A 24,397-nucleotide genomic window follows, 5' to 3' on the forward strand; every position below is an offset into this window, starting at 1 on the left:
TGTACTCCGGTGTCGCACGTGCATGCTCGTGCCGGGGTCCGGCGTGCGGCGAACAGCGAGCGCACCAACCCCGGCGACGTCGAGCGGTCACACCCTGTCGTGCGCCAGCACCAGCTGTCCACGGGCCGCCGTCAGCAACGTGCGGGCCTCCTGGATCTCGCAGTACTTCAGGTGCTCCACGGCCGCCTCCGCACACGCCAGCGCGTGCGCGAGGGCCTCGTTGTCCTGCACGGGACCCGCGTCCCGCAGCGCGTCACGCAGTGATTCCTCCGCGTGCCGTGCCCCGGCCACCGGGTCGCCGAGGGCGGTCGGCCGCACCGAGGCGAGGACCTGCTCCACGGCCAGTTCCAGCACGTCGGTCGGTGTCCGCGTGCTCACGGCTGAGCTCATCTGATACGCCACCTCCAAGAAGTCCGGGGGGATTCGTCGTCCGCCGTCTGGTGACGGCCCAAGGGTACTCCGCAGGTCGATGACCTGCCGTTAAGCGGTTGTTTCGGGTTTGCGCTGACGCAGGGGGCGGGTGATGTCGCGCACCAGCGGGAAGAACTCCTCCAGCGGCACGGGCAGGGGGATCCGCCAGTTCGGGTGCTCGTCGATCGTGCCCGGCACGTTGGGCTGCCGGGTCTCCCGCAGAGCGTCCTGGGGTGAGGTCAGGACCAGCGCGCACGGCGCCTGGGCGAGCAGCTCGTGGGCGCCGGCCACGCGGTCGCGCGGGTCGATGCCCTCGGCGCGCATCAGCTCGTCGAAGTCGGGGCCGTCCTCGCCCGCGAAGAACGTGGCGGCCGTCGGCAGGTCGTGGGTGGAGATGCTGGCCATCGCCTTCGGGTTCCACCGCGACGGCGGGATGAGCGGGTGCCCGTCGGCGTAGTAGTCGCGCTGGAAGTAGAGCACGGCGCTGGTCAGCATGCCGTTCTCCTGCAGCGTCTTCGTGACGACCGGCTCGACCGTGCCGAGGTCCTCGCCGACGACAACGGCGCCCGCGCGGTACGCCTCCAGCGCCAGCACGCCGAGCATCGCGTCGGCGTCGTAGTAGACGTAGGTGCCGCGTGACGGCGGCTCGCCCGGCGGGATCCACCACAGCCGCCACAGGCCGGCGACGTGGTCGATGCGGATGCCGTCGGCGTGCTTGAGGACGCTGCGCAGCACCTGGCGGAACGGCCGGTAGCCGCTCTCGACCAGCTTGTCCGGCCGCCACGGCGGCAGGCCCCAGCCCTGACCGTCGGCGCTGAACGCGTCCGGCGGCGCGCCGACCGTGACGTCGATGGCGAACGAGTCCGGGTCGCTGAAGGTGTCCGCGCCGCCGGGGTGCACGCCCACCGGCAGGTCGTGGATGACGCCGATGGTCATGCCGGCCTCGTGCGCGGCCAGCCGCACGTCCTGCAGCTGGCGGGTGCACAGGTGCTGCACCCACGCGTGGAACGCGACCCGGTCGGCCGGCGGCTCCGCGCGGTCGGCGGGCCACGTGCGCCAGTCGCTGCCGTGGATCTCGGCGAGCGCGCAGTACGTCGCGAAGCTCTCCAGGTCGGCGTCCATCTCGATCTCGCCGCCGGGGAACAGCAGCTCCAGCGCCTGCTTCTTCGCCGACCAGATCGCGTCGTAGTCGATCAGGTCCTCGTCGGCGGGCCGGAGGTCGCGGATGAGCTGCCGGGTGCGCGGGCAGGCCTGCAGGAACTCGGCGGTGTCGGTGACGCGCAGGTACAGCGGGTTCGCGAACCGGCGGCTGGTCGGCGAGTAGGGCGAGCGCTCGACCGGGTGGGTCAGGCTCGGCGCCTGCACCGGGTTGACCAGCACCACGCCCGCGTCGAGCTCCTGGCTGCTGCGCCTGGCCACGGTCGCGAGGTCGGCGAAGTCGCCCATCCCCCACGAGTCCTTCGAGCGCGCGGCGTAGAGCTGCAGCATCCAGCCCCACGTGCTCGGCACGTCCGGGAGCGTCCGCGGCGCGACGGCCAGGGTGACGGTCTGGGTGGCGGTGCGGATGCGGTGCCAGCCGAGCGGCAGCGTGTCCGGCAGGTGCCGACGCACCTCGACCGTCCCGCCGTCCTCCAGCTCGACGGTCGCCGGGCCGCGCAGGTCGTACGTCTCCTGTTCGCGGAGCACGATCGTCTGCGGCAGCGCCTGTTCCGCGCGCCTGCGTTCGACCAGTGCCAGCTCCCGTGCGACGGAGTCCGGAGTGGACGCGTCGACACCGAACTGGGCGAGGACCTTGACGACGACATCCGTCTCGACGGTGACCTCTTGCTGATCGGAGTTCTCGTACCTCGTGGCGACGCCCCAGGCGTCCGCCAACCGTGCCAACTCCTCCACAGCTACAAGCTATGTCACAGGTTCGCTTCCATTACCAGAGCAAATGGACCCCGGTCACCCGAAGGGTGCACGCCGGTCGGGACGGCCTTCTTGATCAAACATCGGACCGCTGATCGGGAACGGCGACCACGGCCTCCACCTCGACCAGAAATTCCGGACCGAACAACGCCGCGACCTGAACCAGCGTGCTGGCCGGGTTGTGCAGCTCTCCCAACGCGGGCCGCAGGACCTCGTCGCGCACGGCCCGCAACGTCTGCACGTCGGACACGTCGACCACGTACCAGGTGAACTTCACGACATCCGACCAGTCAGCGCCAAACCTCGACATGACGTGATGAAGATTGCTCAGCGCCTGACGGGTCTGCGCCGCCAGGTCGTCCACGCCGACCACGCAGCCGGTCTCGTCCACGGCCACCTGACCGGAGACGAACAGCAGCCTCCCGCTGACCGTCACGGCGTGGGCGTAGCCGGGGGTGTCCGGCAGCGCGGGCAACCGGGTCAGGCGCTCTTCGGCGGGCATGCCGTCACAGTACTGACCGGGGTGCGGGCGCGGTGCCGCTCGCCGGACCGGCCTCCGGGTCAGCCGACCGGGCCGCTGGAGTTGCGCACGACGAGCGTGACCGCGTGCTCCGCCGGCTCGACCCGCTCGCCCCTGATCAGCGTGAACAGGTCCGCGACCGCGCGTTCGCCCTGCTGTTTCGCCGCTCCCTCGACCGCGGTCAGGCCGACCACGCGGGTGAGCTCCTGGCCGTCCAGTGACACGATCGACAGCTCGTCGGGCACCGCGCGCCCGTCGCGCTGCATGCGCAGGTAGATCCCGACCGCGGCGGCGCCGTTGGAGCTGATCACCGCCGTGGGCAGGCGTTCGCCGTCCAGCAGCACGTCCACGACCTGCTCGCCGCCGTCGACCGTGGGCGAGCACCACACCGTCCACTCAGGACGCACGGTCAGCCCGGCCGCGACCAGGATCTCGTCGTAGGACTCGTCCACGCCGTCGGCCAGCACCAGCGCGACGTCCTCGTGGCCGAGCAGCAGCAGGTGCTCGACGGCGGTCTGCAGCGCGTGCCGCAGGTCGGTGTCGTCGACGGTCAGGTACGGGATCTCCAGCGCCGTGAGCGCGGCCCGTTCCGCGTCGTCCAGGGTCATCGACAGCAGCAGCACTCCGTCGACGCGGCGGCCCAGCGGCATCTCGCCGAAGAACTTGGCGCGCGCGTCCTCGGTGCCCAGCACGTACAGCAGCACGTCGTAGCCGGCCGCCCGCAGCGCGCCTTCGGCGCCCGCGAGCACCGGGTTCACCTCGGCCGTCACCACCGCGATCGCGTACCGGCGGCCACCGGCCAGCGAGGACGCGTCGCGCGCGATGGCGTACCTCATGCGCCGGGCGACCTCGCTGACGTGCTGTCGCGTCGCCTCCGACACGCCGGGTTCGCCGCGCAGCGCGCGCGATACGGTCGCAGCGGACACCCCTGCGGCCTTGGCCACGTCGGACATGCTGGTCACGGCCCCGAGCGTATTGGAGATCCATGAAGCCCGGCGACCTCGCCCCCGACTTCACGCTGCCCGACCAGGACGGCACCGACCGCAGCCTCTCCGAACTGCTCGGGAACGGCCCGGTCGTGCTGTTCTTCTACCCGGCCGCGATGACGTCCGGCTGCACCGCGCAGAGCTGCCACTTCCGCGACCTCGCCGCGGAGTTCGCGCAGGCGGGTGCGCAGCGGGTGGGGATCTCGCGCGACGAGGTGGCCAGGCAGAAGGAGTTCGCGGAGCGCAACGGCTTCGACTACCCGCTGCTGTCCGATGTCGAGGGTGAGGTCGCCGAGCGGTTCGGCGTGCGGCGCCGGTTCGGGCCGATCCCGGTCAAGCGGCACACGTTCGTCATCGGCACCGACCGCCGGGTGGTCGAGGTGGTCAAGAGCGAGTTCTCGATGACCGCGCACGCCGACAAGGCGCTGGCGGCCCTGCGGAAGGGTTAGCTGTCGGTGATGGTCAGGACGCCGTAGGGCCCGGACGCCTTGCCCTCGCGGACGGTCCTGCCGTCGATCGTGTACCTGCCGTGCACCTCGCCGCCGTCCGGGCCCGCGACCACCACGAGCATCACGGTGGCGGACGCGGCGCCGTCGGGCACCTCGATGGTGCGCGTCCACGGCAGCGGCACGCTGCCCTCGTTCTGGATGGACGCGCCGACGGTCGCGGTGATGTTGAACGCCGTGCCGGTGCCGGTCACCTCGAACACCACCACGCGCTTCGCGGGGCCGGTGGTCTCGGGCGCCGGTGGTGCCACGGCGGCGGTGGTGGTCTCCGCGGTCGCCTCCTGGACCGCTTCCTTCACCGCGTTGACGAGCCGGCCGCCGTACAGCGCCCCGCCGGTGAGCAGCAGGGCGAACACGAGCAGCAGCACCCACGGCCACCTCGGTGACCGCGGGACCTCGTGCATGGGCGGCGCGACGCCGTACTCCGGTGGCTGCGCAGACATGGTGACCCCCTCGCTGAGGAAGTCGATCTCCCCCGGCCCGCCGTTACCGCAGTCCGGCCAGCACGAAGTCGGCGATCTCACCGGCCAGCACGGCCGGTGACTTCGGACCGTCCGGCCGGTACCACATGGGCAGCTGGTTCACGACGCCCAGCGCGATCCGCACGACCGTGTCCGCGGGCACGGCGGAGCTGAAGTCGCCGTCCGCCTGCCCCTTCTCGACCACCGCGAGGAACGTCTCGTGGTAGCGGCGGCGTTCGGCGCGGAAGTCGGCCATCCGGTCCTCGCCCAGCCGCGGCATCTCGCGGACGAACACCGCGGTCTCGTCGACCCGTTCGGCGGTCGAGACGACGAGCGAGGACAGGATCTCGCGCACCGTCTCGGCCGCGGGCAGGCCGAGGCCGATGATCCGGTCCATGTCGGCGGACTGCGCCGTGATGAGCAGCCGGTAGATCTCGAAGAGCAGGTCGTCCTTGGAGCGGAAGTAGTGGTACAGCGCGCCTTTGGTCACCTCGGCGGCCGCCACGACCTCCTGCACCGACGTCGCGTCGTAGCCCTTCGACGCGAACAGGCGGACGGCCGCGTCCATGATCCGCTGCTCGGTGGTGCCCGGCACGGCTATCGCCCTGGGGCCAGCGCGCGTACCTGCTCGACCTGGTCGCCACCGGTCGGGAGCAGGGCGATGATCGGCGTGTCCACACCGGCGGCCTGGTACTCGGCGACCCGCTCACGGCACCGGTCCACCGACCCGTGCACGACCAGCGCGTCGACGACCTCGTCGGGGATCGCCTTCGAGGCGGCCTTGCGGTCGCCGGCGGCCCACGCCTCGTGCATCGGGCGCAGCACCTCACCGCGGCCCAGCCAGTCGTGGAAGGCCGCGTAGGCGGGCACGGTCAGGTAGGTGCTGATCAGCATCCGGCCCAGCGCCCGTGCCGCGTCGGCGTCCTCGGTCGGGCACACGAAGATCCGCGCGGCCAGCTCCGCCTCGCCCAGCTCCGCCCGCACCTGCGGCACGTCCTGCGCGGCGAGCCAGTTCGTGATCGCGCCGTCGGCCTCGCGACCGGCCAGCCGCAGCATGTTCGGGCGCAGCGCGGCGAGCATGATCGGCACCTTCGCGGCGGGCGGGCGCTCCAGCTTGAACCCGGAGACGGCGAACGTGTCGTACTGGGCGGTGACCTTCTCCCCCGCCAGCGCGGCCTTGAGGAACCGCAGCGTGTCGCGGGTGCGCTTGAACGGCTCCTCGAACGGGATGGCGTTCCAGCGCTGCACGATCGCGGGCGACGACGAGCCGATGCCGAGCACGAACCGGCCGCCGGTCACCTCGGCGAGCGTCGCCGCCGTCATCGCGAGCGTCGCGGGACCACGCGTGTAGACGGGCGCGATCGCGGGGCCGAAGCGCAGCTCCGACGACCACTGGGCGGCCAGCGCCAGCGGCGTGAAGGCGTCCGTCCCGGTCGTCTCGGCCGACCACACGTCGGTGTAGCCGAGGTCGGCCAGCTCGCTGACCAGCGCGCGGTGGTCGAGCACCGGCACGCCGATCAGCGGCAGCGTGATTCCCCAACGAGCCATGAGCGCCTCCCAAGTCCACTTGGGCAACACCCTACCGACCGGTCGGTATGCCTACAACTTCCGCGCGAAGGTCAGGCCGTCGGCGATGGGCACGAGCACCGACTCCACCCGCGGGTCGGCCAGCACGAACCGGTTGAACGCGTCGATCGCCGCCGCGTTGCCCTCGGGCCGCTCGCCGGCGGCCTCGCCGTAGTAGAGCGTGTTGTCCGCGAGCAGCAGACCGCCCTGCCGCACCCGTGGCACCAGCAGGTCCCAGTAGTGCGCGTACCCGACCTTGTCCGCGTCGATGAACACCAGGTCGATCGTCGGCTCCTCCGGCAGCTCGGCGATCGTCTGCCCGGCGGGGCCCAGGCGCAGCTCGATGCGGTCGCGCACACCGGCCGCCTGCCAGGCCTCCTCGGCGATCCGCGTCCACTCCGCCGAGACGTCGCAGGTGATGACCTTTCCGGAGGGTGGAAGCGCCTGCGCGAACGCGAGCGTGGAGTACCCGGTGTAGGTGCCGACCTCGACCACGGTCTGCGCGCCGGTGATCTTCACCAGCAGGGACAGCAGGGCCGCCTGCTCGTGCGGGATCTGCATCTCCGCCGAGTCGCCGAGCTCCAGCGTCCGCGCGATCAGCTTCTCCTGCACGGCGCTGGGCCGGCCCGCCTGCTCGCGCACGTAGTGGTAGATCTGCGGGGTCATGACCACGGTCTTGAAGTCGTTCACGCGCGGCCCTTCTCTCATAGTCGGGTGATGAACGTCCTGAGGGTGTCGCGGTACTCGGGTCGCACCGGGTGTTTCGCGAGGTCACGGCCGATGGCGGCGAAGACGGCGGCGCGGTGTGCACGGTAGCGGCTGGTGCAGACGTTTTCGCGGCTGACCAGGAAGAACTCGTCGAACCTGTCTCGTTCGGCGTCGGTGGTGGACAGGCGCGCACGCCCCGACTCGCGCAGCAACGAGTTGCCGTCGGGCACGAGTTTGCGCATGACCTCCATGTGTGCCAACAGGTTCGCCTTGCTCGCAGCGGCCAGCGGCGCTGCCGCCGCGGACCCCAGTGCGGCGCGGGCCCTGCGCAGCAGACCGGGCACGGGCTCGTAGTCACGGGCCCAGCGCCCGCTGAACGCCGGGTCGAACGACGTCATCAACGGCCGGATGACGTCCTCGTACACCTCACGGGAACAGCTGCCCGAATACGCCAGCAGCGCCGAGTACGCGTCGTATCCAAGCGCAGTGAGGCGGACTAGTTGCGAATCAGGCTCGCGTATCAGCCGATCGAGTGAAGCCGAAAGAAACCTCCAGACCAGGAACGCGGCGTGGTGGCCGAGGAACCAGCGGTGGACGGCCAGCCCGGCCTCGTCACCGGGGGTCCTGATCACGATCGGGAGCTGGTAGCAGTCGTCCGCGCACGGGATCAGTTCCGCACCCGGCATCGGCAGCCGCAGCACCGGCAGGTCGACGACCGCGTGACCCCACAGGGGACTGCAAACGGGCGCACTCATCACAAACCGTCCATTTCCGCCGCGTTGTCAGCGGCGACGCGCTCTCGGGCGTTGAACTCTCCGGCTTTGGACTCTTCGACTCTGGACTCTTCGGCGCCGAACTCCCGGACCTTGAACTTCCGGGCGTCGAACCCGTGGGCGGTGACCCCCTCGGCGCCGGCGTGCTCGGCGTTCCCGGCTCTCTCGGCTTCCTCGGTGACGATCCGGTCGAGCAGGTCGGCGACCCGGCCGATCGCCACGTCCAGCGGCCGGTCCTGGACGATCGCGGGCACCTCGGCGGCGATCCGGTCGAAGACCGCCGCGAGCCTCGGGGCCAGCGGGCGGCGCGCACCGACGTGCACGGCCTGGCGCAGCGCGACGGCGAGCCCGCCGTGCAGGTAGCGCAGCAGCTTCGCCTGGTCGAGCGCGGTCAGCGCGGCCTGCGTGCCGAACGGGACGACGTCCTGGTTGTGCAGGTTGGTCGGCAGGCTCTGCGCCGAGGCGGGCGCCGCGGCCCTGCGCATCGCGGCCACGGTGGCGGTGGCGGAGATCTGGATGCCCTGCACGGCGTGCTGCTGTCCCGGCGCCGGGCTGAGCATCGGCGGCAGGCCGCCGGTGCGGTGCGGGTCCACGAGCAGGTCGAGCTGCCGTTCGGCCAGGTTGCCGACCTGCACCAGCGCGACGTTGAGCGCGTCGGCGGCGAACGCGCCGGGCTGGCCGAAGAAGTTGCCGCCGTGCACGACCTCCCCGGTCTCCGGGAAGAACAACGGGTTGTCGCTCACGCCGTTGAGGTCGCGGCGCACCACCTCGTCCGCGTGCCGCACGCTGGTGCGGGCCGCGCCCAGCAGCTGCGGCACGCACCGGATGCTGTACGCCTCCTGCAGCGGGCGTTCGCCGGAGGGCGTGCTGCCCCGCAACCAGGTCCGCAGCCCGGCACCGGCGTCCGCGACGTCCGGATGGCCGAACGCGGCCAGCAGCGCGGGCGACGCGAACTCCGTGCCACAGCCGAGGACGTCGGTCATCAGCGCCGACAGCAGTTCCGCGACGCGGCACGACCTCGTGGCCTGCGCGACCGCGAGACCGAGTGCGGCCGAGGTGACCGAGGTGCCGTTCACCACGGCGAGGGCGTCGCGCCCGTCGAGCTCCAGCACGCGCAGCCCCGCCTGCCCCAGCGCGTCGGCGGCCGGCAGCAGCCGCCCGCTCAGGAACGCGTTCCCGTTGCCGCGCAACGCATGCGCCACGTACGCCAGCGGCTGGAGGTCACCGCTCGCGCCGACCGACCCGAGCCGCGGCACCGCGGGGGCGAAGTCGGTCGCCAGCATCGCGACCAGCGCGTCGACGACGTGTTCCGAGACGCCGGAACGCCCGTGCGCCAACGAGAACAACCGCGCCAGCACCGCGGCCCTGACGACCTCGGGCGGCAGCAGCTCGCCGTGCCCGACGATGTGGTGCAGGATCGTGTTGTCACTCTGCCCGGCGCCGTCCGCGCGCCCCTCGAAGGCGACGAGCGGCCCGAAACCCGTTGTCACACCGTAGATCGCACGGCCGGAGCCGCTGATCTCCAGCACGAACTCGCGGCAGCGGGCGATCCGCGCCCGCACGTCGCCGGGCAGCTCGACGGCCAACGGCCCTCTCGCCTGCTCCAGATGCGCGGGTGACAGTGCCGCCGCCAGGCTCAGGGCAGCGGAGGATGTTCCGACGGGCACGACGCCTCCAGGGGATTCGGCGCAGCTCGTTCGGCGCGACACGGTTTTCCTGGCCGCGCCAACGACTTCAGCAACACCCGCGACGATCCCGGTTGACCGGCCGGTGAGGAAGGGCCTTCCGTACCAAATGATCAGACCGTTTGTCGGCACTCCCGGCTGAAAGCGTCCTCAGTCCCCGGTCGCGGTCAGTCGTCCGCCGTGACGAGCCCGCCGGACCGGTCGTCGAACTCTCCGTCGACGATGCGGGCCAGCACCCGCGCCGACTGCTCCACCGGGGTGAACCTGCCTTGCTCCCGCTGAGACTTCGCCCACCGGGCAACGCGCTGGCCGTGGTCGTCGGCCGGCGTGGTCCGGCAGCCGCGGCCCATCAGGCCGACGTCGACCATGCCGGGGTCGTAGCTCAGCACGGCGATCGGCCGGTGCTTGAGCTCGACCGCGAGGTTCTCCCCCAGCTTGAGCACCGCGGCCTTGGACACCGAGTACGCCGACAGCAACGGCCACCGGTGCACGCCCGCGTTGCTGACGACGTTGACGATCCGGCCGCTGGTCATCGTGCGGATCGCCGCGTTGGTGGCGAAGGCGAGGCCGCGGAGGTTGACCTCGAACGTCCGCCACCACTCGTTCTCGTCGACCTCCCACGTCGGGCCGACCGGACCGCCGAGCGCACCGTTGTTGACCAGCACGTCGACCGGCCCGAGGCTCTCGATCAGCTTCGGTGTCGCGTGCGGGTCGCCGAGGTCGGCGACGTGCGTCTCGACGTCGATGCCCCGCGCCGTGAGCTCCCGCCCGGCGCAGGCGAGCGCCCGTTCGTCGCGGCCGGTGATGACGAGCCGGTGGCCCTGTGCGCCAACGGCTTCGCTGAACGCCCGGCCGAGCTCCTTCGCCCCGCCGGTGATGAGCACGCGCATCAGGGGTGGTCCCCCAGCAGGCGGCGGAGGATCTTGCCGGACACGGACCTGGGAATCTCGTTCACGAACACAACCTGGCGCACCTTCTTGTACGGCGCCACCTCCGCCGCCACGAACGCCAGCAGCTCCTCCGCCGTGACGTCGCCTTGCGTGACGACGAACGCCTTCGGCACCTCGCCGTTGATCCGATCGGGCGTACCGACCACCGCGGCGTCGCTGACCCGCGGATGGCCGCGCAGCACGGCCTCCAGCTCGGCCGGCGCGACCTGGTAGCCGCGGTACTTGATCATCTCCTTGATCCGGTCGACCACGTGGAACCGGCCGTTCACGACGCGCACGAGGTCACCGGTGCGCAGCCAGCCGTCGGCGAAGGCGGCGCGCGTGGCCTCCTCGTCGTCCACGTAGCCGTCCATGACCTGGGGGCCGCGGACGAGCATCTCCCCCGCTTCGCCCTCGGCGACGTCCTCGGTGGTGCCAGGACGGACGATCCTGGCCTCGGTGCCGGGACTGAGCACGCCGACGCTCGCGGGGTCGGCGTCGAGGTCGTCGTCGAACGTCTGGTGCGTGCCGCCCGCCTCGGTCAGCCCGTAACCCTGGCGGATGGGCGCGTGCAGGACGCGTTCGGCGGCCCGGCGGACGTTCTCGTCGAGCGGAGCGGCCCCGCACAGCACGAGCCTGAGCGACGGCTGCTCCGGCGCGCCGGTCTCGGCCGCGATGGCGGCGGCGAGCGGCGGGACGAGGAACGCGCGGGTGACCCGGTGCTCACGGAGCCTGCGCAGGTAGGTCGCGGCGTCGCAGCGCGGTGACGTGACGATCGTGGCGCCGCCGAGCAGACCGGACTCGAGGATGATCGCGAAGCCGTAGACGTGGAAGAACGGCAGGTTCGCGGCGAGCACGTCGGTGTGGCCGATGCGCCAGCCTTGCCGCTGCTGCTCCAGGTTGGCCACGAGCGCCCGGTGGCGGTGCCGGACCGCCTTGGTGACACCGGTGGTGCCGCTGGAGAAGAGGATGACGGCGGAATCGTCCGGCGATGTGACCGGCAGCTCGCCGTCATCGCTCACGGGGAGGTCGTCGAGGTCGAGCGTCCTGGTGACGTGCGCGAGCGCGTGGAGCCGGCGCGCTTCCCCGTCCGTGAGCACCGGGTTGAGCAACGCCGCCGTCGCACCGGCCGCCATGACGGCGTGCAGTGCGACGGCGTAGTGCGGCCGGTTCATGCTGCTGATGGCGACGACGTCACCGGGCCGGACACCGTCGGCGACGAGCCCTTTGGCCGTTCGCTCGACGGCGCCGGCCAGCTCGGCGTACGTCAGCCGCTCCGCGCTGACGGCGTCCACCAGCGCGACGCGCTCACCGTGCCGGCGGGCACCGGCGAGAACGTGCTCGTGCACCGTTGCGGCGGGGAAGTCCACGGCAGGCAGGGGGCTGCGGTAGATCACTTCGGCTCCAGGCTCCACGCCACCGGGGACCAGGGGGCGTGCAGCGGAGGCTATCGGTTGTTCAGCACCGCTCGGGGGCCAGTCGGCACCCGCTCAGAGCGAGATGCCGCGTGCCGCCAGCCAGCCCACCGGGTTGATCTTCTCGGACCCGCCGACCCACACCTCGAAGTGCAGGTGCGGCCCGGTCGACTGACCGCGGTTGCCGATGGTCGCGATCTGCTGCCCGGCCCTGACCTTCGCGCCCTGGGCGACGTCGATCGTGTTGACGTGCCCGTAGACGGTGATGGTGCCGTCGTCGTGCTGCACCCGCACCCACAACCCGAACCCGCTGGCGGGCCCGGCCTCGACCACCGTGCCGTCCATGACGGACACGATCGGCGTGCCGATGGCGTTGGCGATGTCGACACCGTTGTGGCTGGTACCCCACCGGGCACCGAAACCAGAGGTGAACGTCCCCTCCGCCGGCTTGACGGCCTTGGGCCGCTTCGCCTCTTCCTCAGCCGCCTTGCGGGCCGCCTCGCGGGCCGCCTCGACCTTGGCCGCCTCCTGCCGCTGCGCGTACGCGCCTTCCGCGGTCCTCAGCGCCTCACGAACGTGGTGCTGCACCTGGATCTGCTCGGCCTGCAACAGGTTCCGCGTCTCCACACCGGTGTCGACCGCGTGAACGGTCTTGAGCTCCGCGGGCCGCTGCTGGTGCGTCATCGCCGCGGCGAGCTCGGACGTCGCCGCAACGGGAACGATCCGGTCGACGGGCGTGACCGTGGTCATCGCCTGGGCGAAACCCGCACCGGCCAAAGCACCTGCGGCGACCACCGCCGCGACGGCCTTCTTGCGGTCCAGGTCCACTCTGCCGATCACGTCGACCAGCGGGCCCTTCGCTCGATGCCGTGCCAAACCTGCCTCCATGCACTCGGGGGAGTTCGAGCCGCGTTGGTCACGTCCGGCTTCGGGGGCCTTGACGTGGGCGGACTGGACCGTTTCGGGGGGAGATCCGTGTCCTGGCGGTTATCGAACCGTGACATGCGGCCGGAAACGTAACCTCGCGTCACCGGCTGGGGCAAGCGATGTGGGTGTTTGGGTGATGGAGCCCACTGGCGGTTACTTTGGGTAGTTGAGTGGTGGTGTGGGCTGGTAACGGCCTTTAGACCAATGCCCGTTTTCAGTGTTTGTACTGGTCAGTCGCTTTATCGAGAAAGGTCGACCGGTGGGTTTGGTCGGCTTTGAGGCGGGGTGCGCGGCTGCTCGGCTTGGTGCCGGGGCTGGGGCCGTCCGTTCGTCTGTCGCCTTGGGTGCGTGGTTGATCAGGCAGGGACGACGTTCGGGGTTCATCGCCGCTTCGCGACGATCGCGATTGGGGCTTGACTTCGAGCCTCTTGCGGGGCGATGAGTCGGCCTTAAAAGGCCGGGCATAAGGAGCCCGGCCGATCCCTGCCAGGGTATCGCCCCGCCCTCAAAGTCAAGCCCCAATCGCAGGTCAAGGGGGTTGTCACCGCTACCCGTCGATTGAGGTGGGGACGTCTCGCTTCGCTCGATTAGGGCTTGCCTGCCTGGCGTTGGGGCCTTGCGGGCTCGCCTTCGGCTTCGCGTCAGATCCGACGGGTTGCGCTCGCCCGCGCCAGTCCCCGAGGACTGCTCGCGGTCCGGCTCCGCCGAGCCCGACCTCGCCCAGCTGGGCCGCGCCCGGCCCAACTGCGCCGAGCCTCATGCAGCCGAGCCCCACGCCGTCCGGCATCCGGCGTCGCCACGCCGAGCCCGCCGCAAGGCGCGGCCGACTCCAACGCACCCGCCACGAGGCCTGACTACCGTCGCCGGGACGGGTGCGCGTCCCGGCGACGCCCGCCTCTCCGAGGCCAGCAGCTTGCCCGCGCCCCGGTACGACGCTCGCCGACCGCCGCCCTGGCGGGCGCGCAGTCCGCACCCACGCGCCACCGGCCCGTTCGACTTCCTCCGCCCACCACCGGGCCCGCCCACCGATGACCCCGGCGAAGCGCGCCCCAACCCCCGCCACCACCTCCAGCCGACAGCCGTGCACCCGCCACCGCGCACCTCACCGCCACCCCAGCGGTGTGCACGGACCCATCGCCAACCCGGCGGCCCCCGTCCACCCGCCACAGCGCCCACCAACCGCCGCCCCGGCGGGTGCGCGGCCCGTGACGAGCGCCGCAAGGCACGGCGTGGACGCCGCGAAGCGCGGGATGAGCGCCGCAAGGCACGGCGTGGGCGCCGCACGGCGCGGCGTGGGCCCCGCGAAGCGCGGGATGGGCGGTGCGTCAGCGGGAAAAGCAAAGGGCCGCCGGACGCGTGAGCGTCTGGCGGCCCGGAGCTAGCGGCGAAGCGGAACGGTTACCTGTAGCGCGGCGCTGCGGGTGGGAGGGGGACGGTGGGCAGGCCCTCGTGGATCACCTTCATGGCGTTGAACCACGTCGGGGCGGCTACCTGGCCGCCGTAGACGCCCTGGGAGGAGCCTGGGCAGAAGCGGATCGGGTTGGCGCAGATCACCTCGGGGCGGTTGCCGTCGGCGTAGGTCATGACGGCGCCCGCGTACTGCGGGGTGGCGGCCATGAAGGCGACGGACTTGTGCTCTTCGGTGGTGCCGGTCTTGCCGATCGTGGGGCGGGTCCAGCCGGTGGCGCGGGCCGCGTCGGCTGCGGTGCCGGAGCCGACGGTGTCGTGGGAGAGGCCCTGGGCCAGGGAGTTGGCGAGGTCCGGGGCCACGGCCTGCTCGCAGGGCTTTTCCTTCAACGGCATCGGCTGGCCGTGGCGGTCGAGGACCTGTTCCACCGGGCTCGGGGGGCACCAGGTGCCGTTCGAGACGATCGTGGCCGCCACGTTGGCCAGTTCCAGGACGCTCGTCGCGCCGGGGCCGAGGGTGTAGGAGCCCGCGTTGTTCTGCTTGGTCCAGTCGCCCTGGGAGGGGCCGTTCGAGCCGTCGGAGTTCAGGGGCTCGGCGCCGCGGTTGTGGGTCGCGAGGGTTTCGCGCATGCCGAGGCGGTAGCCCATGTCGACGACCTCGTTCAGGCCGGTCTTCTCCTCCAGGATCACGAAGCCGGTGTTCGGGGAGGTCGCCAGCGCCTGGGTCAGCGACATCTTCTCCGCGTAGCCGGAGCCCGCGTTCTCGACCTTCCACGGCGAACCGCCGTTGGGGTAGACGCGCGAGTAGTGGACCTTGGGGACCGGGATCTCGCGGTCGATGCCGGTGACGCCCTTCTCCAGGGCGGCGGCGGCGGTGAAGACCTTGTTCACCGAGCCGGGGCCGAACGGGAGCACCTCGGCGGGCACGGGGCGGGCGACCTGGCCCAGGTCGGCGCTGTTGCCGTAGTCGCGGGAGGCGACCAGGGCGCGGACGCGGTGCTTGTCCTTGCCGGGCTCGACGACGGACATGACGTTCGCGATGCCGTTCTGCATCTTCGGCACCTGCTGCTCGGCGGACTGCTTGGCCGCCTTCGTGGCCTTCGGGTCCATCGTGGTCTTGATGGTGAGGCCGCCGCGCTGCAGCTGCGCCTTCGTGATGCCCGCGTCCTGCAGGTAGTCGAGCAGGTAGGAGCAGAAGAAGCCGTAGATCGGGCCGTCACCGGCGCCGACGCAGCCCTTCGGCAGGATCTGCAGGTCGTCGGTCACGCCCAGCGGCTCGGCCTTGTACTCGTCGGCCTTCTTCTTCGCCTCGGTCTCGTCGCTGCCGAACGCGCCGTTCTCCCGCATCTTGTCGATGACGGTGTTGCGGCGTTCGAGCGCCTTCTCCGGGTTCGCACCGGGGTTCAGCGACGACGGGCGGTTCGCGATCGCGGCGAGCAGCGCCGCCTGCGGGACGGTCAGCTTGTCGGCGGTCGTCTTGAAGTACGCCTTGGCGGCCGCGCCGACGCCGTAGGTCTGGTTGCCCAGCGGCACGATGTTCAGGTAGCCGGCGAGGATCTCGTCCTTCGTCATCTGCTGTTCGAGCTGCAACGCCACGCGGGCCTCGCGCAGCTTGCGGCCGACGGTGGCCTCGGTGGCCTTCTCCCAGGCCTGCTGCTCGTTGTCGGCGCCGAGCACGAACGCCATGTAGTTCTTGACGTACTGCTGCGTGAGCGTCGACGCGCCCTGCGTCGCACCACCGTCCACACCGGCCTTGGCGGCGGCGCGGGCGATGCCCTGCCAGTCGACGCCGCGGTGGTCGTAGAACCGCTTGTCCTCGATCGCGAGGATCGCGGCCTTCATGGTGTCGGCGATCTGACCCGACTCCAGCGGCACCCGGTACTGGTCGTACAGGTAGGCGATCGGCTCGCCGTTCATGTCGGTGATCGTCGTGACGAGCGGCAGCTCCCCCTTGGCGAGGTCACCCGACGTCTGGTCGACCTGGTCGGCGGCGCGGTTCGACGCGAGCCCCAGCCCTCCCACGAACGGGAACACCATCGCTGCCAGGAGCACGCCCGCCGTCAGGCACAACCCCATCAACTTACCCAAGCCTGACGCGCGTGCGGCGAACAAACCCGCAACTCCTTCCGAACCCGAACCCCAGAGATCTCTACCTTGTAAGTCGCGCGGGAGACCGGTGAGGTTGCGTCCGCTGATCGACTGATTTCAACCTACCGGAGCAACCGCAGACCGATCGTCGGGCTGGCACGCCGGACCTCCACGCCCGAGTGGTCGGGCAGCAGGTCGTCGAGGAACCCGTAGCGCGAGAGCTCTTCGTCCGGCCGCCGGCTCACCGTCCGCCACCAGACCGCGATGTCTCCCCAGCCCGGTGACGACAGCGAGCCGCCGAAGTGCTGCACCGACAACGCGGCACACAGGTTCGCGAACCGGACGCGGTGCTCCAGCGGCCACCCCGCGAGTGTGCCCATCACGAACCCCGCCCCAAACACGTCTCCGGCACCGGTCGCGTCCAGCGGTGCCACGTTGAGCCCCGGCACGTCCACGACCTCGCCGGTCGCGCTGTCCACGGCGACCGCGCCACCGCCCCCGCGTGTGACGACAACCACGGGCACGTGTTCGGCCAACCGGCGTGCCGCGGCCTCCGGCGTGTCGGTGCGCGTGTACCCCTGCGCCTCCACGTGATTCGGCAGGAACACGTCATATCCGTCAAGGCGGCGCAACAGCTCCGGCGACCACGCCCCGGTGCGGTCCCAGCCGATGTCGGCGAACAGCTTCGCGCCGTTCTCCTTCGCCGTGCGCACCCATTGCTCGTCTTCCGCCTGTATGTGCACAAAACACGCTTTTGCCGACGGTGGCGGCGAAAACAGGTCGTCCGCACCGACGGGCGCTTTGTGCCCGTGCGTCACCATCGACCGGTCGTGCTCCATCGCCATCGACACCGTCACGGGCGAGTGCCACCCGTAGAACCGGCGGCAGTAGGAGAGGTCGACGCCCTCCTGGTCCGCCAGCACGTCCCAGCAGAAGTCGCCGTACGCGTCCTCGCCGAACGCCGCGGCGAGCGCCGTCCTCAGCTCCAGCCTGCGCAACGCGACGGCCAGGTTCGCGATCCCGCCGGGGCACGAGCCGAGCCCGTCGGCCCACACCTCGGTGCCCGCCGCCGGCGGGCGGGGCAGGCCGGTGAAGATGATGTCGAGGAAGACCGTCCCGGTGAGGAGCACGTCGAAGTCGGGTTCCGCCATGCGGGCAACTCTGCCACCCGGCACCGACAGTTTTGCGCTAGGAACGTCCCCCATGGGGGTTCCGCTGAGGAAAAACGTCCAGTTCCAGCTGCTGTGGGTCGGCGGCGCCGTCTCGCAGCTGGGCACGCAGCTCACCACGTACGCGTTCCCGTTGCTGATCTTCGCGGTCACCGGGTCGTACTTCTGGGCCGGCGTGGTCACCGGTGCGCGCGCGGCCGCGCTGCTGCTCGCGCAGCTGCCCGCCGGGGTGTGGGTGGACCGCTGGGACCGCGGCCGCGTCCTGTTGTTCAGCCAGGCCGCGCAGGCGGTCGCGCTCGCGGTGATGGCGGTCAACGTGGTCTCCGGCCACAACGACGTCGCGGTGTTCGTCGCGATGGCCGCCGTCGAGGGCGCGGGCACGGCGTTCGCCGGTCCGGCCAGGACCACCGCGATCAAGGCCGTCGTCCCCGCGGGGCAGCTGCCGGTCGCGTTCGCGCAGGAGGAGGCCCGCGGTCACGCCGCACGGCTGGCCGGTCCGCCGCTGGGCGCGCTGCTCTACGGCCTGGGCCGCTCGGTCCCGTTCGTCGCGGACGCGGTGACCTACCTCGTCGCCGCGGTGTGCGCCGCGTTCGCCCGAATCCCGGCACGCACCGGGCAAAGCCCCCGTCAGCGGATGCACGAGGACATGAAGGAGGCGTGGCTGTGGCTGTGGCACCAGCGCGGTCTGCGCAACGTCGTCGGGGTCTTCCTCGTGCTCAACCTGCTCGGCGGCGGCGCGATGCTGCCGACCGTGGCGCTGGTCAAGGAACGCGGCGGCAGTGACGCGCTGGTCGGCCTGGTGCTCGCGGGCATGGGCATCGGCGGCGTGCTCGGCTCGCTGGTCGCGCCGAGGGTCACCGTCACGCCCGGCCGGCTGCTCGTCGCGGTGACCGCGTTGTTCGGCCTGTCGGACCTGGCCATGACGCTCCCCTTCGGCGCGTGGTGGCCCGTCGTGCCGTTGACGGTCTTCGCACTCGGCACGCCGTTGATCAACGTGTCGGTCGGCGCGCTCATCACCGCGTTGGTGCCGGAGCACCTGATGGGCCGCATGGACGCCGTGACGACGACGGCCGCACGGGTGTTCACGCCGGTCGCGCCGGTGCTCGGCGCGTTCGCGGCCGATGCCGTGGGCGGCGCGGTGGCGCTGCTGGTGTTCGGGTCGTTGCTGCTGGTCACCGCCGTGGTGGCGGGGCTGGCCGACCTGCGCACGGAACCGGCCTCCGCTGAACGGGACAACGCCGCGCAGCAGGACGACCGGCACCCGGCCGGCTGAGGCCGGGCACCCGGCGGTCGTGGCCGTTACTGCTCCTCGGCGATCATCTCCCGCATCCGGGTGAGCGCGCGGTGCTGGGCCACCCGGACCGCGCCCGGCGTCGACTCGACCGCCAGCGCGACCTCCTCGGCGGACAGGCCGACGGCCACCCGCAGCACGAGGATCTCGCGCTGGCGCGGCGGCAGCCTGTGCAGCAGCCGGGCCACCTGGGCCATCAGCTCGCCGTTGACGGCGTGCTGTTCGGGTCCGGCCTCGTCGGACGCGCAGTCGGGCAGCTCCGGCACGACCTCCGCGCGGTTGCGCACGGCGCGGCGGCGGGCGTCCGCGACCTTGTGGGCGGCGATGCCGTAGACGAACGCGAGGAACGACCCCGGCTCGTACCGGTACTTCGAGAGGGCACCGAGGACGGCCACGCAGACCTCCTGCGCGATGTCCTCCGCCGAGACGAGGGTGCGTTCGCGGCCGCCGACGCGGGCCCGGCAGTAGCGCAGGACCAGCGGCTGGATGCGGCCGAGCAGGTGCTCGACCGCCCGTCTGTCGCCCTCCAGCGCGGCGTCGACGAGGTCCGTGAACTCGGCTTCGGCGAGCCACTGGTTGGAGACCGGTTCCTGGCGCGCCCTGCGGCGCACGGGCACCACCGGCGGGTTCCAGACCTCTTCCTCGGAGAGGACGCCGACTCCGCCACCGGACCGCACGGCTGTGGGCTGGACCATCCCGGCGACCTCCTCCACTACAGCGACACTTGGGGGCTTCACTGAAGAAGAGAACGCAGCGAGCCGTTTGATACCGCCTGCGTCCAAGAGGACCACGAAGTCCGCTCAGGTGGGGCAAGCAGCACCCCTTTGGGGTAGAACGTGGTCCTAATGGCCCAGTCGTTCGGCCATGGCGAACTGCTGCACGCCGAGGTAGCCGACCCGGAAGCCGGCCTCCGAGTAGGCCAGGTAGAACTCCCACATCCGGCGGAACGTGTCGTCGAACCCGAGCCGCGCGATCTCGTCCCAGCGCCCCAGGAACGTCTCGCGCCACCGCCGCAGCGTCTCGGCGTAGTCGTCGCCGAACGAACGGGTCTGGGTGATCCGCAGGCGGGTGTGGTCGCGCACCGACTCCTCGATCGACCGCACGGACGGGATGAGCCCGCCGGGGAAGATGTACTTGTGGATCCAGGTGTAGCTGGCCCTGCTGGCGATCATCCGGTCGTGCGGCATGGTGATCGCCTGTAGCCCCACCCGGCCTCCCGGCGCGAGCACCCGGTCGAGCACCGAGAAGTAGTCGGGCCAGAACTCGGCACCGACGGCCTCGATCATCTCCACGCTCACGACGGCGTCGTAGCTGCCGTGCTCCTCCCGGTAGTCACGCAGGTGCACCGCCACTCGATCCTGCAGGCCCGCGTCCCTCACCCGGTCCAGCGCGAGCGTGCGCTGTTCGGCGGAGATGGTCAGCGAGGTGACGGTGGCACCCCTGCGGGCGGCCCTGATCGCCAGCGCACCCCAGCCCGTGCCGATCTCCAGCACCCGTGCACCGGCGCGCACGCCCGCGTAGTCGAGCACGCCGTCGATCTTGCGCAGCTGCGCCGTGTGCAGGTCGACGCCGCGGTCGCCGTCGAACAACGCCGACGAGTACGTCATCGTCTCGTCCAGGAACCGCTCGAACAGGTCGTTCGACAGGTCGTAGTGGCGGTGGATGTTCTGCCGCGAGCCCGCGATGTCGTTGACCTCGGTCTGCCGCCGCTCCGCCCACCGGCGCATCCGCTGCAGGCCGGGCGGCACCAGCGTGGACAGCCGCGCGGCGAACGCCGACAGCACGTCGGCGAGCTCGTCGCAGTCCCAGTCGCCGACCATGTACGCCTCGCCGAAGCCGATCTTGGCGTCGGCGCCGAGCCGGTGGAAGAACTCGGCGGGCCGCACGAGCCGCATGACCGGACCGCCCGCGCCCCACGTCCGGCCGTCGGGCAGCCGCACGGTCACGGGCAGCGCGCTCACCGCGTTGCGGAACAGCGACTCGGCGATCCGCGCGCGCAGGGGCGAGCGCGGCGCGGTGAACAGGCCCGGCCAGATGCCCTGGTTCGGACGGGGCAGTGACAGCGTGCTCATCTACTCACTCCTGGGAACGATCGGCAGGCGCCGCAGGTACAGGGCGATGCCGTGGCGGCGGATCAGCGCGGAGACGCGCTGGGGCATCAGCGGCCGGCGCAGGAGCATCCGCAGCCCGGAGCTGCGGGTCCCGCGCATGGTGGCGCTGAAGGTGGTCTTCCCGTTCTGCCGCAACGCGATGGTCACGGACAGCTGCTCCTCCGGCGTCGGCAGCCGCATCACGTAGTGACCGCCGACCTCCAGGAACGGGGAGACGTAGAACTCCTTGTCCACCGACGCCCTGCCCCGGTCGTCGGTGCGCAACAGGTAGCTGTGCCGTCCGCCGTACGTGTTGTGGACCTCCGCGACCACGCACGCGAGCTCCCCGGCGGCGTTGTGGCACCAGTACACGGACAGCGGGTTGAAGACGTACCCGAGCACACGGGCGCCCGCGAGCATCAGGACCTGTCCGCCGCCCAGCTCGACGCCCTGACCGGCCAGCCACCCGTCGAGGTTCTGCCGGATGGACCGGTCCGGCGCGTCACCGGCGCCGAACGAGTGGTCGCGCGATTCGAAGCGGGCGAACGGCCGCGCCCACCACGGCAGGCGCGGCAGGTCGTCGAGGTCGACGAGCCACAGGTACGCGCGGTGGCGGAACGCCCGGTCGACGCGGTCACGGCGCTGGTGCGCGATGACGACGTCGTAGATCACCAGTCCACCCCGAGGTGCCGGGCCGCGCGCACCCCGGCCGCGCAGCCGTCCTCGTGGAAGCCCCAGCCGTGGTAGGCGCCGGCGTAGGCGGTGGTGCCGGTGTTCAGCTCGGGCAGACGTCGTTGCGCGGCAACGGACTCCGGCGTGTAGACCGGGTGCTCGTAGGTCATCCGCGCGAGCACCTGCCGCTCGTCCACGTCGTGCGGGTTGAGCGTGACCACGTAGTCGCGTGGTTCCCGCAGCCGCATCAGCCGGTTCAGGTGGTAGCTGACGAGCACCTGGTCGCCGTCCTCGCGGCACGCGCGCTTGTAGAGGTTCCACGACGCCTTCGCGCCGTTCGTGCGCGGCAGGATCGACGCGTCGGTGTGCAGCCACGTCTCGTTGCGCGCGTACCGGAAGGCTCCGAGTACCTCCTTCTCCTCGCGCGTCGGGTCGGCGAGCAGGCCGAGCGCCTGGTCCGGGTGGGTGGCGATGACGACGTGGTCCGCGGTGTGCGCGACGTCGCGCTCGTCGCGGATCTCCACGTCGCCGCCGGTCCTGGTGACCGCGCGGACGGGGGTGTTCACGTGGACGGCGCTCAAGCCCCGCACGGCACGGTCCACATAGGTGCGGGAGCCACCGGTCACGGTCTTCCACCGCGGAGTGCCCCCGACCGACAGCATGCCGTGGTTGGCGAGGAACTCGAACAGGTACCAGGCCGGGTACCTCATGCTCAGCGCCGCGCCCGCCGACCACACCGCGCTCACCAGCGGGATGATGAAGTGGTCGACGAAGTAGCGGGAGTAGCCGCCGATCACGAGGAACGCGCCGAGCGTGACGTCGTGCGCCTCCTCGTGGTCCAGGACGCGCCGCGCGTGCCGGTAGAACCGGGTGATCTCGGCCAGCATCCGCACGTACCGGCGGTTGCCGGCGTTGGCCCGCCGCGCGAACAGCCCCGGCAGCTTCTTCGCCCCGGCGTACTCCAGGCCGCAGCCGTCGCAGCGCACGCTCATCGACATCTCGGAGTCCTGGGTGGACACGCCGAGCTCGCGGAAGAGCCGGATCAGGTTCGGGTACGTCCGCTCGTTGTGGACGATGAACCCGCTGTCGACGCGGACGCCGTCCAGGTCGTGGGTGTGCGCGTGCCCGCCGAGCCGGTCGTCGGCCTCGAACAACGTGACACTGTGCTTGCGCTGCAACACGTACGCGGCCGTGAGCCCGGCGACTCCGGCTCCGATGACGGCGACCTCAGCCACGTGACCCTCCCAAGGGGACGTCGAGCCCACCCGGCGAGGCTTCGCGCAGGGCGTTCGCGATGTCCGGCGCCATCGGTTCGAGCCCGAGCGTGCCGCGCACGAAGTCGACGACCAGCCGCGTCCAGTCCCTGGCCCGCCGCAGCATCGCGTGCCCGTCGCCCACGACGCTGAACCGCGCCACGTCGGCGGTGACGGTCTTGACCCTCCGCGCGAACCACAGCGACCTGCGCGGGTCCGTCATCCGCTCCCGGTCGCCGTGCGCGATCAGCAGCGATCGGCCCCTGAGCTGCTCGAACGGGTCGCCCGGCTCGATCCACGGCGCCAGCGCGCACACCGCCAGCACCGCGGGGTGCCCGGCGACCCTGATCGCGGCCCTGGCACCCATGGAGTGACCGACGAGCACGACCGGCCGGCCGGGGTGCCGCTCGGTGATCCGGTCGAGCGCCCACTCGGCGTCCTTGACCGGGTCGAGGTCCGGCGGGTTCCAGCCGCGCTTGCGGTAGCGCAGCAGCCACACCTCGACACCGGGCGCGCGCAGCGCACGGGCCAGGGGGACCATCCTGAGGTAGGCGAGGTTGTGGCGCCGGACCGGTTCTTGGCCGTGTTCCCGGCCGCCGTGCAGGACGAGCACGACGGCATCGGTGCGGCCAGGCGGTTGCAGCACGTCGACATGCGGATGCACACCGGGTCTTCGGACCACGCCGCCGTTCGGCTCGGAGCGTGAGAGCCAGGTCACACCGGTAGATTCGGCGCCGTGATCGAGCACCTGAGCATCCCCACCGAGGCCGGCACCTTCGACGCCATCGCGGCAGGTCCGGAGGACGGCCGCCCGGTGCTGCTCCTGCACGGTTTCCCGGAGGCCGCCATCGAGTGGGAGCACCAGGTCGCGGTCCTCGGCGTGAACGGCTTCCGCGCCGTCGCACCGGACCAGCGCGGCTACTCCCCCGGCGTGCGGCCGGAGCGCTACCAGGAGTACACGATGACGCACCTGGTCGGTGACGTGGTCGCGCTCGCGGACGCGCTCGGCTGGGGCACGTTCGACCTCGCCGGCCACGACTGGGGCGGCGCGGTCGCGTGGTGGACCGCCATCGAGCACGCGGACCGACTGCGCACGCTCACCGTGTTCTCCACGCCGCACCCCGGTGCGCTGAGGACCGCGCTGCAGACCGACGAGGAACAGCGGATGCGGTCGCAGTACATGCTGGACTGGCGCGAGCGCAGCACCGAGCGGCGGATGCTGGACAACAACGCCCACGCGCTGCGGCAGATGTTCGAGCACCGCGTGCGTCCGTCGCACGTGGACGAGTACGTCCAGCGGCTCTCGGAGCCGGGCGCGCTGACGGCCGCGCTCAACTGGTACCGCGCGGGCAAGGCGGACGGTGCCGCGGACAAGGTCTCGGTCAAGACCATGTACGTGTGGAGCACCGAGGACGTGGCGTTCGGCTCGGTGGCCGCGTTCGAGACGGAGAAGTGGTGCACGGGCGCCTACCGGTTCGAGATGGTCGAGGACGTCAGCCACTGGATCCCGGAGGAGGTCCCCGAGGCCGCGAGCTCCCTGCTGCTGGAGAACCTCGGCTAAACCTTAGTTGCCGCTAGCGGCAGTTGCCGGAAGCGGAAGCCGTTTTGCCTGGTCAACGGCTCAAGTCT

At 71.4% G+C, this 24,397-nt stretch carries 23 protein-coding genes; 3 read left to right on the forward strand and 20 right to left on the reverse strand.

The features are described from left to right. Window positions 1-87 precede the first annotated feature (87 nt). The 4 genes from ADL03_RS27620 to ADL03_RS27635 all read right to left on the reverse strand — a co-directional run bounded on the left by ADL03_RS27620 (window position 88) and on the right by ADL03_RS27635 (window position 3,795). On the reverse strand, window positions 88-390 hold the full coding sequence (locus ADL03_RS27620) for a hypothetical protein (RefSeq protein WP_053736481.1): 303 nt from the start codon (window positions 388-390) through the stop codon (window positions 88-90). Between the two features lie 90 nt (window positions 391-480). Continuing rightward, entirely contained in the window at window positions 481-2,304 is a 1,824-nt protein-coding gene (locus tag ADL03_RS27625) for a 4-alpha-glucanotransferase (RefSeq protein ID WP_053736482.1), read from the reverse strand. Between the two features lie 94 nt (window positions 2,305-2,398). Further along, window positions 2,399-2,824, reverse strand: a complete 426-nt coding sequence (locus ADL03_RS27630) for a RidA family protein (protein ID WP_053736483.1) — start codon at window positions 2,822-2,824, stop codon at window positions 2,399-2,401. A 59-nt stretch (window positions 2,825-2,883) separates the two neighbouring features. Continuing rightward, on the reverse strand, window positions 2,884-3,795 hold the full coding sequence (locus ADL03_RS27635; RefSeq protein WP_082373530.1) for a LacI family DNA-binding transcriptional regulator: 912 nt from the start codon (window positions 3,793-3,795) through the stop codon (window positions 2,884-2,886). A gap of 32 nt (window positions 3,796-3,827) precedes the next feature. Between ADL03_RS27635 and ADL03_RS27640 the strand changes: the two genes are divergently transcribed. Further along, window positions 3,828-4,277 carry a peroxiredoxin gene (locus ADL03_RS27640; protein WP_053736485.1) on the forward strand — a complete coding sequence of 150 codons (450 nt, stop codon included), beginning with the start codon at window positions 3,828-3,830 and terminating at the stop codon, window positions 4,275-4,277. Here the strand turns inward: ADL03_RS27640 and ADL03_RS27645 are convergent. The 11 genes from ADL03_RS27645 to ADL03_RS27695 all read right to left on the reverse strand — a co-directional run bounded on the left by ADL03_RS27645 (window position 4,274) and on the right by ADL03_RS27695 (window position 17,444). Continuing rightward, window positions 4,274-4,777 (reverse strand): MmpS family transport accessory protein, encoded by a 504-nt coding sequence (locus tag ADL03_RS27645; RefSeq protein WP_053736486.1) that lies wholly within the window; start codon window positions 4,775-4,777, stop codon window positions 4,274-4,276. The two genes, ADL03_RS27640 and ADL03_RS27645, sit on opposite strands and share 4 nt — an antisense overlap. Window positions 4,778-4,820: 43 nt before the next feature. Then, the gene (locus ADL03_RS27650; RefSeq protein ID WP_197288696.1) at window positions 4,821-5,390 is read right to left on the reverse strand and encodes a TetR/AcrR family transcriptional regulator; all 570 of its coding nucleotides are present in this window, start codon (window positions 5,388-5,390) and stop codon (window positions 4,821-4,823) included. A gap of 2 nt (window positions 5,391-5,392) precedes the next feature. Next, window positions 5,393-6,343 (reverse strand): LLM class F420-dependent oxidoreductase, encoded by a 951-nt coding sequence (locus ADL03_RS27655; RefSeq protein ID WP_053736487.1) that lies wholly within the window; start codon window positions 6,341-6,343, stop codon window positions 5,393-5,395. Window positions 6,344-6,394: 51 nt separating this feature from the next. Continuing rightward, on the reverse strand, window positions 6,395-7,051 hold the full coding sequence (locus ADL03_RS27660; protein WP_053736488.1) for an O-methyltransferase: 657 nt from the start codon (window positions 7,049-7,051) through the stop codon (window positions 6,395-6,397). Between the two features lie 14 nt (window positions 7,052-7,065). After that, entirely contained in the window at window positions 7,066-7,824 is a 759-nt protein-coding gene (locus tag ADL03_RS27665; RefSeq protein WP_053736489.1) for a hypothetical protein, read from the reverse strand. Further along, a complete protein-coding gene (gene hutH / locus ADL03_RS27670; RefSeq protein WP_197288697.1) occupies window positions 7,824-9,509 on the reverse strand; it encodes a histidine ammonia-lyase in 1,686 nt (561 codons plus the stop codon). The genes ADL03_RS27665 and hutH overlap by 1 nt, the downstream gene beginning before the upstream one ends. 185 nt (window positions 9,510-9,694) lie before the next feature. Further along, a complete protein-coding gene (locus ADL03_RS27675) occupies window positions 9,695-10,417 on the reverse strand; it encodes an SDR family oxidoreductase (RefSeq protein WP_053736490.1) in 723 nt (240 codons plus the stop codon). Further along, a complete protein-coding gene (locus tag ADL03_RS27680; RefSeq protein ID WP_053736491.1) occupies window positions 10,417-11,853 on the reverse strand; it encodes an AMP-binding protein in 1,437 nt (478 codons plus the stop codon). The genes ADL03_RS27675 and ADL03_RS27680 overlap by 1 nt, the downstream gene beginning before the upstream one ends. Before the next feature lie 93 nt (window positions 11,854-11,946). After that, entirely contained in the window at window positions 11,947-12,747 is an 801-nt protein-coding gene (locus ADL03_RS27685) for a M23 family metallopeptidase (protein ID WP_231642316.1), read from the reverse strand. A gap of 1,449 nt (window positions 12,748-14,196) precedes the next feature. Beyond that, window positions 14,197-16,281, reverse strand: a complete 2,085-nt coding sequence (locus ADL03_RS27690) for a transglycosylase domain-containing protein (protein WP_053736492.1) — start codon at window positions 16,279-16,281, stop codon at window positions 14,197-14,199. A 134-nt stretch (window positions 16,282-16,415) separates the two neighbouring features. Then, window positions 16,416-17,444, reverse strand: a complete 1,029-nt coding sequence (locus ADL03_RS27695; RefSeq protein WP_053736493.1) for a carbohydrate kinase family protein — start codon at window positions 17,442-17,444, stop codon at window positions 16,416-16,418. A gap of 52 nt (window positions 17,445-17,496) precedes the next feature. On the opposite strand from ADL03_RS27695, the gene ADL03_RS27700 reads away from it, so the two are divergent. Continuing rightward, entirely contained in the window at window positions 17,497-18,735 is a 1,239-nt protein-coding gene (locus tag ADL03_RS27700) for an MFS transporter (RefSeq protein ID WP_053736494.1), read from the forward strand. Between the two features lie 26 nt (window positions 18,736-18,761). Here the strand turns inward: ADL03_RS27700 and shbA are convergent, their stop codons facing one another. The 5 genes from shbA to ADL03_RS27725 all read right to left on the reverse strand — a co-directional run bounded on the left by shbA (window position 18,762) and on the right by ADL03_RS27725 (window position 23,486). After that, window positions 18,762-19,448, reverse strand: coding sequence for an RNA polymerase sigma factor ShbA (gene shbA, locus ADL03_RS27705; RefSeq protein ID WP_082373532.1), 687 nt, complete (start codon window positions 19,446-19,448; stop codon window positions 18,762-18,764). Window positions 19,449-19,595: 147 nt separating this feature from the next. Further along, on the reverse strand, window positions 19,596-20,825 hold the full coding sequence (locus ADL03_RS27710; RefSeq protein WP_053736495.1) for a cyclopropane-fatty-acyl-phospholipid synthase family protein: 1,230 nt from the start codon (window positions 20,823-20,825) through the stop codon (window positions 19,596-19,598). Beyond that, window positions 20,826-21,515 carry a DUF1365 domain-containing protein gene (locus ADL03_RS27715; RefSeq protein WP_197288698.1) on the reverse strand — a complete coding sequence of 230 codons (690 nt, stop codon included), beginning with the start codon at window positions 21,513-21,515 and terminating at the stop codon, window positions 20,826-20,828. It lies immediately after the preceding gene. Next, entirely contained in the window at window positions 21,512-22,750 is a 1,239-nt protein-coding gene (locus ADL03_RS27720; protein ID WP_053736496.1) for an NAD(P)/FAD-dependent oxidoreductase, read from the reverse strand. Before ADL03_RS27720 ends, ADL03_RS27715 begins: the two co-directional genes overlap by 4 nt. Further along, a complete protein-coding gene (locus ADL03_RS27725) occupies window positions 22,743-23,486 on the reverse strand; it encodes an alpha/beta hydrolase (RefSeq protein ID WP_197288699.1) in 744 nt (247 codons plus the stop codon). The genes ADL03_RS27720 and ADL03_RS27725 overlap by 8 nt, the downstream gene beginning before the upstream one ends. Before the next feature lie 18 nt (window positions 23,487-23,504). Here ADL03_RS27725 and ADL03_RS27730 point away from each other — a divergent pair, with 18 nt between their 5' ends. Continuing rightward, a complete protein-coding gene (locus ADL03_RS27730) occupies window positions 23,505-24,329 on the forward strand; it encodes an alpha/beta fold hydrolase (protein WP_053736497.1) in 825 nt (274 codons plus the stop codon). Window positions 24,330-24,397 lie beyond the last annotated feature (68 nt).

Source organism: Nocardia sp. NRRL S-836 (assembly GCF_001279525.1).
GTDB lineage: Bacteria > Actinomycetota > Actinomycetes > Mycobacteriales > Pseudonocardiaceae > Lentzea.

Coding starts and splice junctions, on each gene's coding strand:
- ADL03_RS27635 (WP_082373530.1), bottom strand. CDS start 3,795: ATGTCCGACGTGGCCAAGGCCGCAGGGGTGTCCGCTGCGACCGTATCG.
- ADL03_RS27645 (WP_053736486.1), bottom strand. CDS start 4,777: ATGTCTGCGCAGCCACCGGAGTACGGCGTCGCGCCGCCCATGCACGAG.
- ADL03_RS27665 (WP_053736489.1), bottom strand. CDS start 7,824: ATGAGTGCGCCCGTTTGCAGTCCCCTGTGGGGTCACGCGGTCGTCGAC.
- ADL03_RS27695 (WP_053736493.1), bottom strand. CDS start 17,444: ATGGCGGAACCCGACTTCGACGTGCTCCTCACCGGGACGGTCTTCCTC.
- ADL03_RS27700 (WP_053736494.1), top strand. CDS start 17,497: ATGGGGGTTCCGCTGAGGAAAAACGTCCAGTTCCAGCTGCTGTGGGTC.
- ADL03_RS27655 (WP_053736487.1), bottom strand. CDS start 6,343: ATGGCTCGTTGGGGAATCACGCTGCCGCTGATCGGCGTGCCGGTGCTC.
- ADL03_RS27675 (WP_053736490.1), bottom strand. CDS start 10,417: ATGCGCGTGCTCATCACCGGCGGGGCGAAGGAGCTCGGCCGGGCGTTC.
- ADL03_RS27640 (WP_053736485.1), top strand. CDS start 3,828: ATGAAGCCCGGCGACCTCGCCCCCGACTTCACGCTGCCCGACCAGGAC.
- ADL03_RS27690 (WP_053736492.1), bottom strand. CDS start 16,281: ATGGGGTTGTGCCTGACGGCGGGCGTGCTCCTGGCAGCGATGGTGTTC.
- ADL03_RS27630 (WP_053736483.1), bottom strand. CDS start 2,824: ATGCCCGCCGAAGAGCGCCTGACCCGGTTGCCCGCGCTGCCGGACACC.
- shbA (WP_082373532.1), bottom strand. CDS start 19,448: ATGGTCCAGCCCACAGCCGTGCGGTCCGGTGGCGGAGTCGGCGTCCTC.
- ADL03_RS27620 (WP_053736481.1), bottom strand. CDS start 390: ATGAGCTCAGCCGTGAGCACGCGGACACCGACCGACGTGCTGGAACTG.
- ADL03_RS27710 (WP_053736495.1), bottom strand. CDS start 20,825: ATGAGCACGCTGTCACTGCCCCGTCCGAACCAGGGCATCTGGCCGGGC.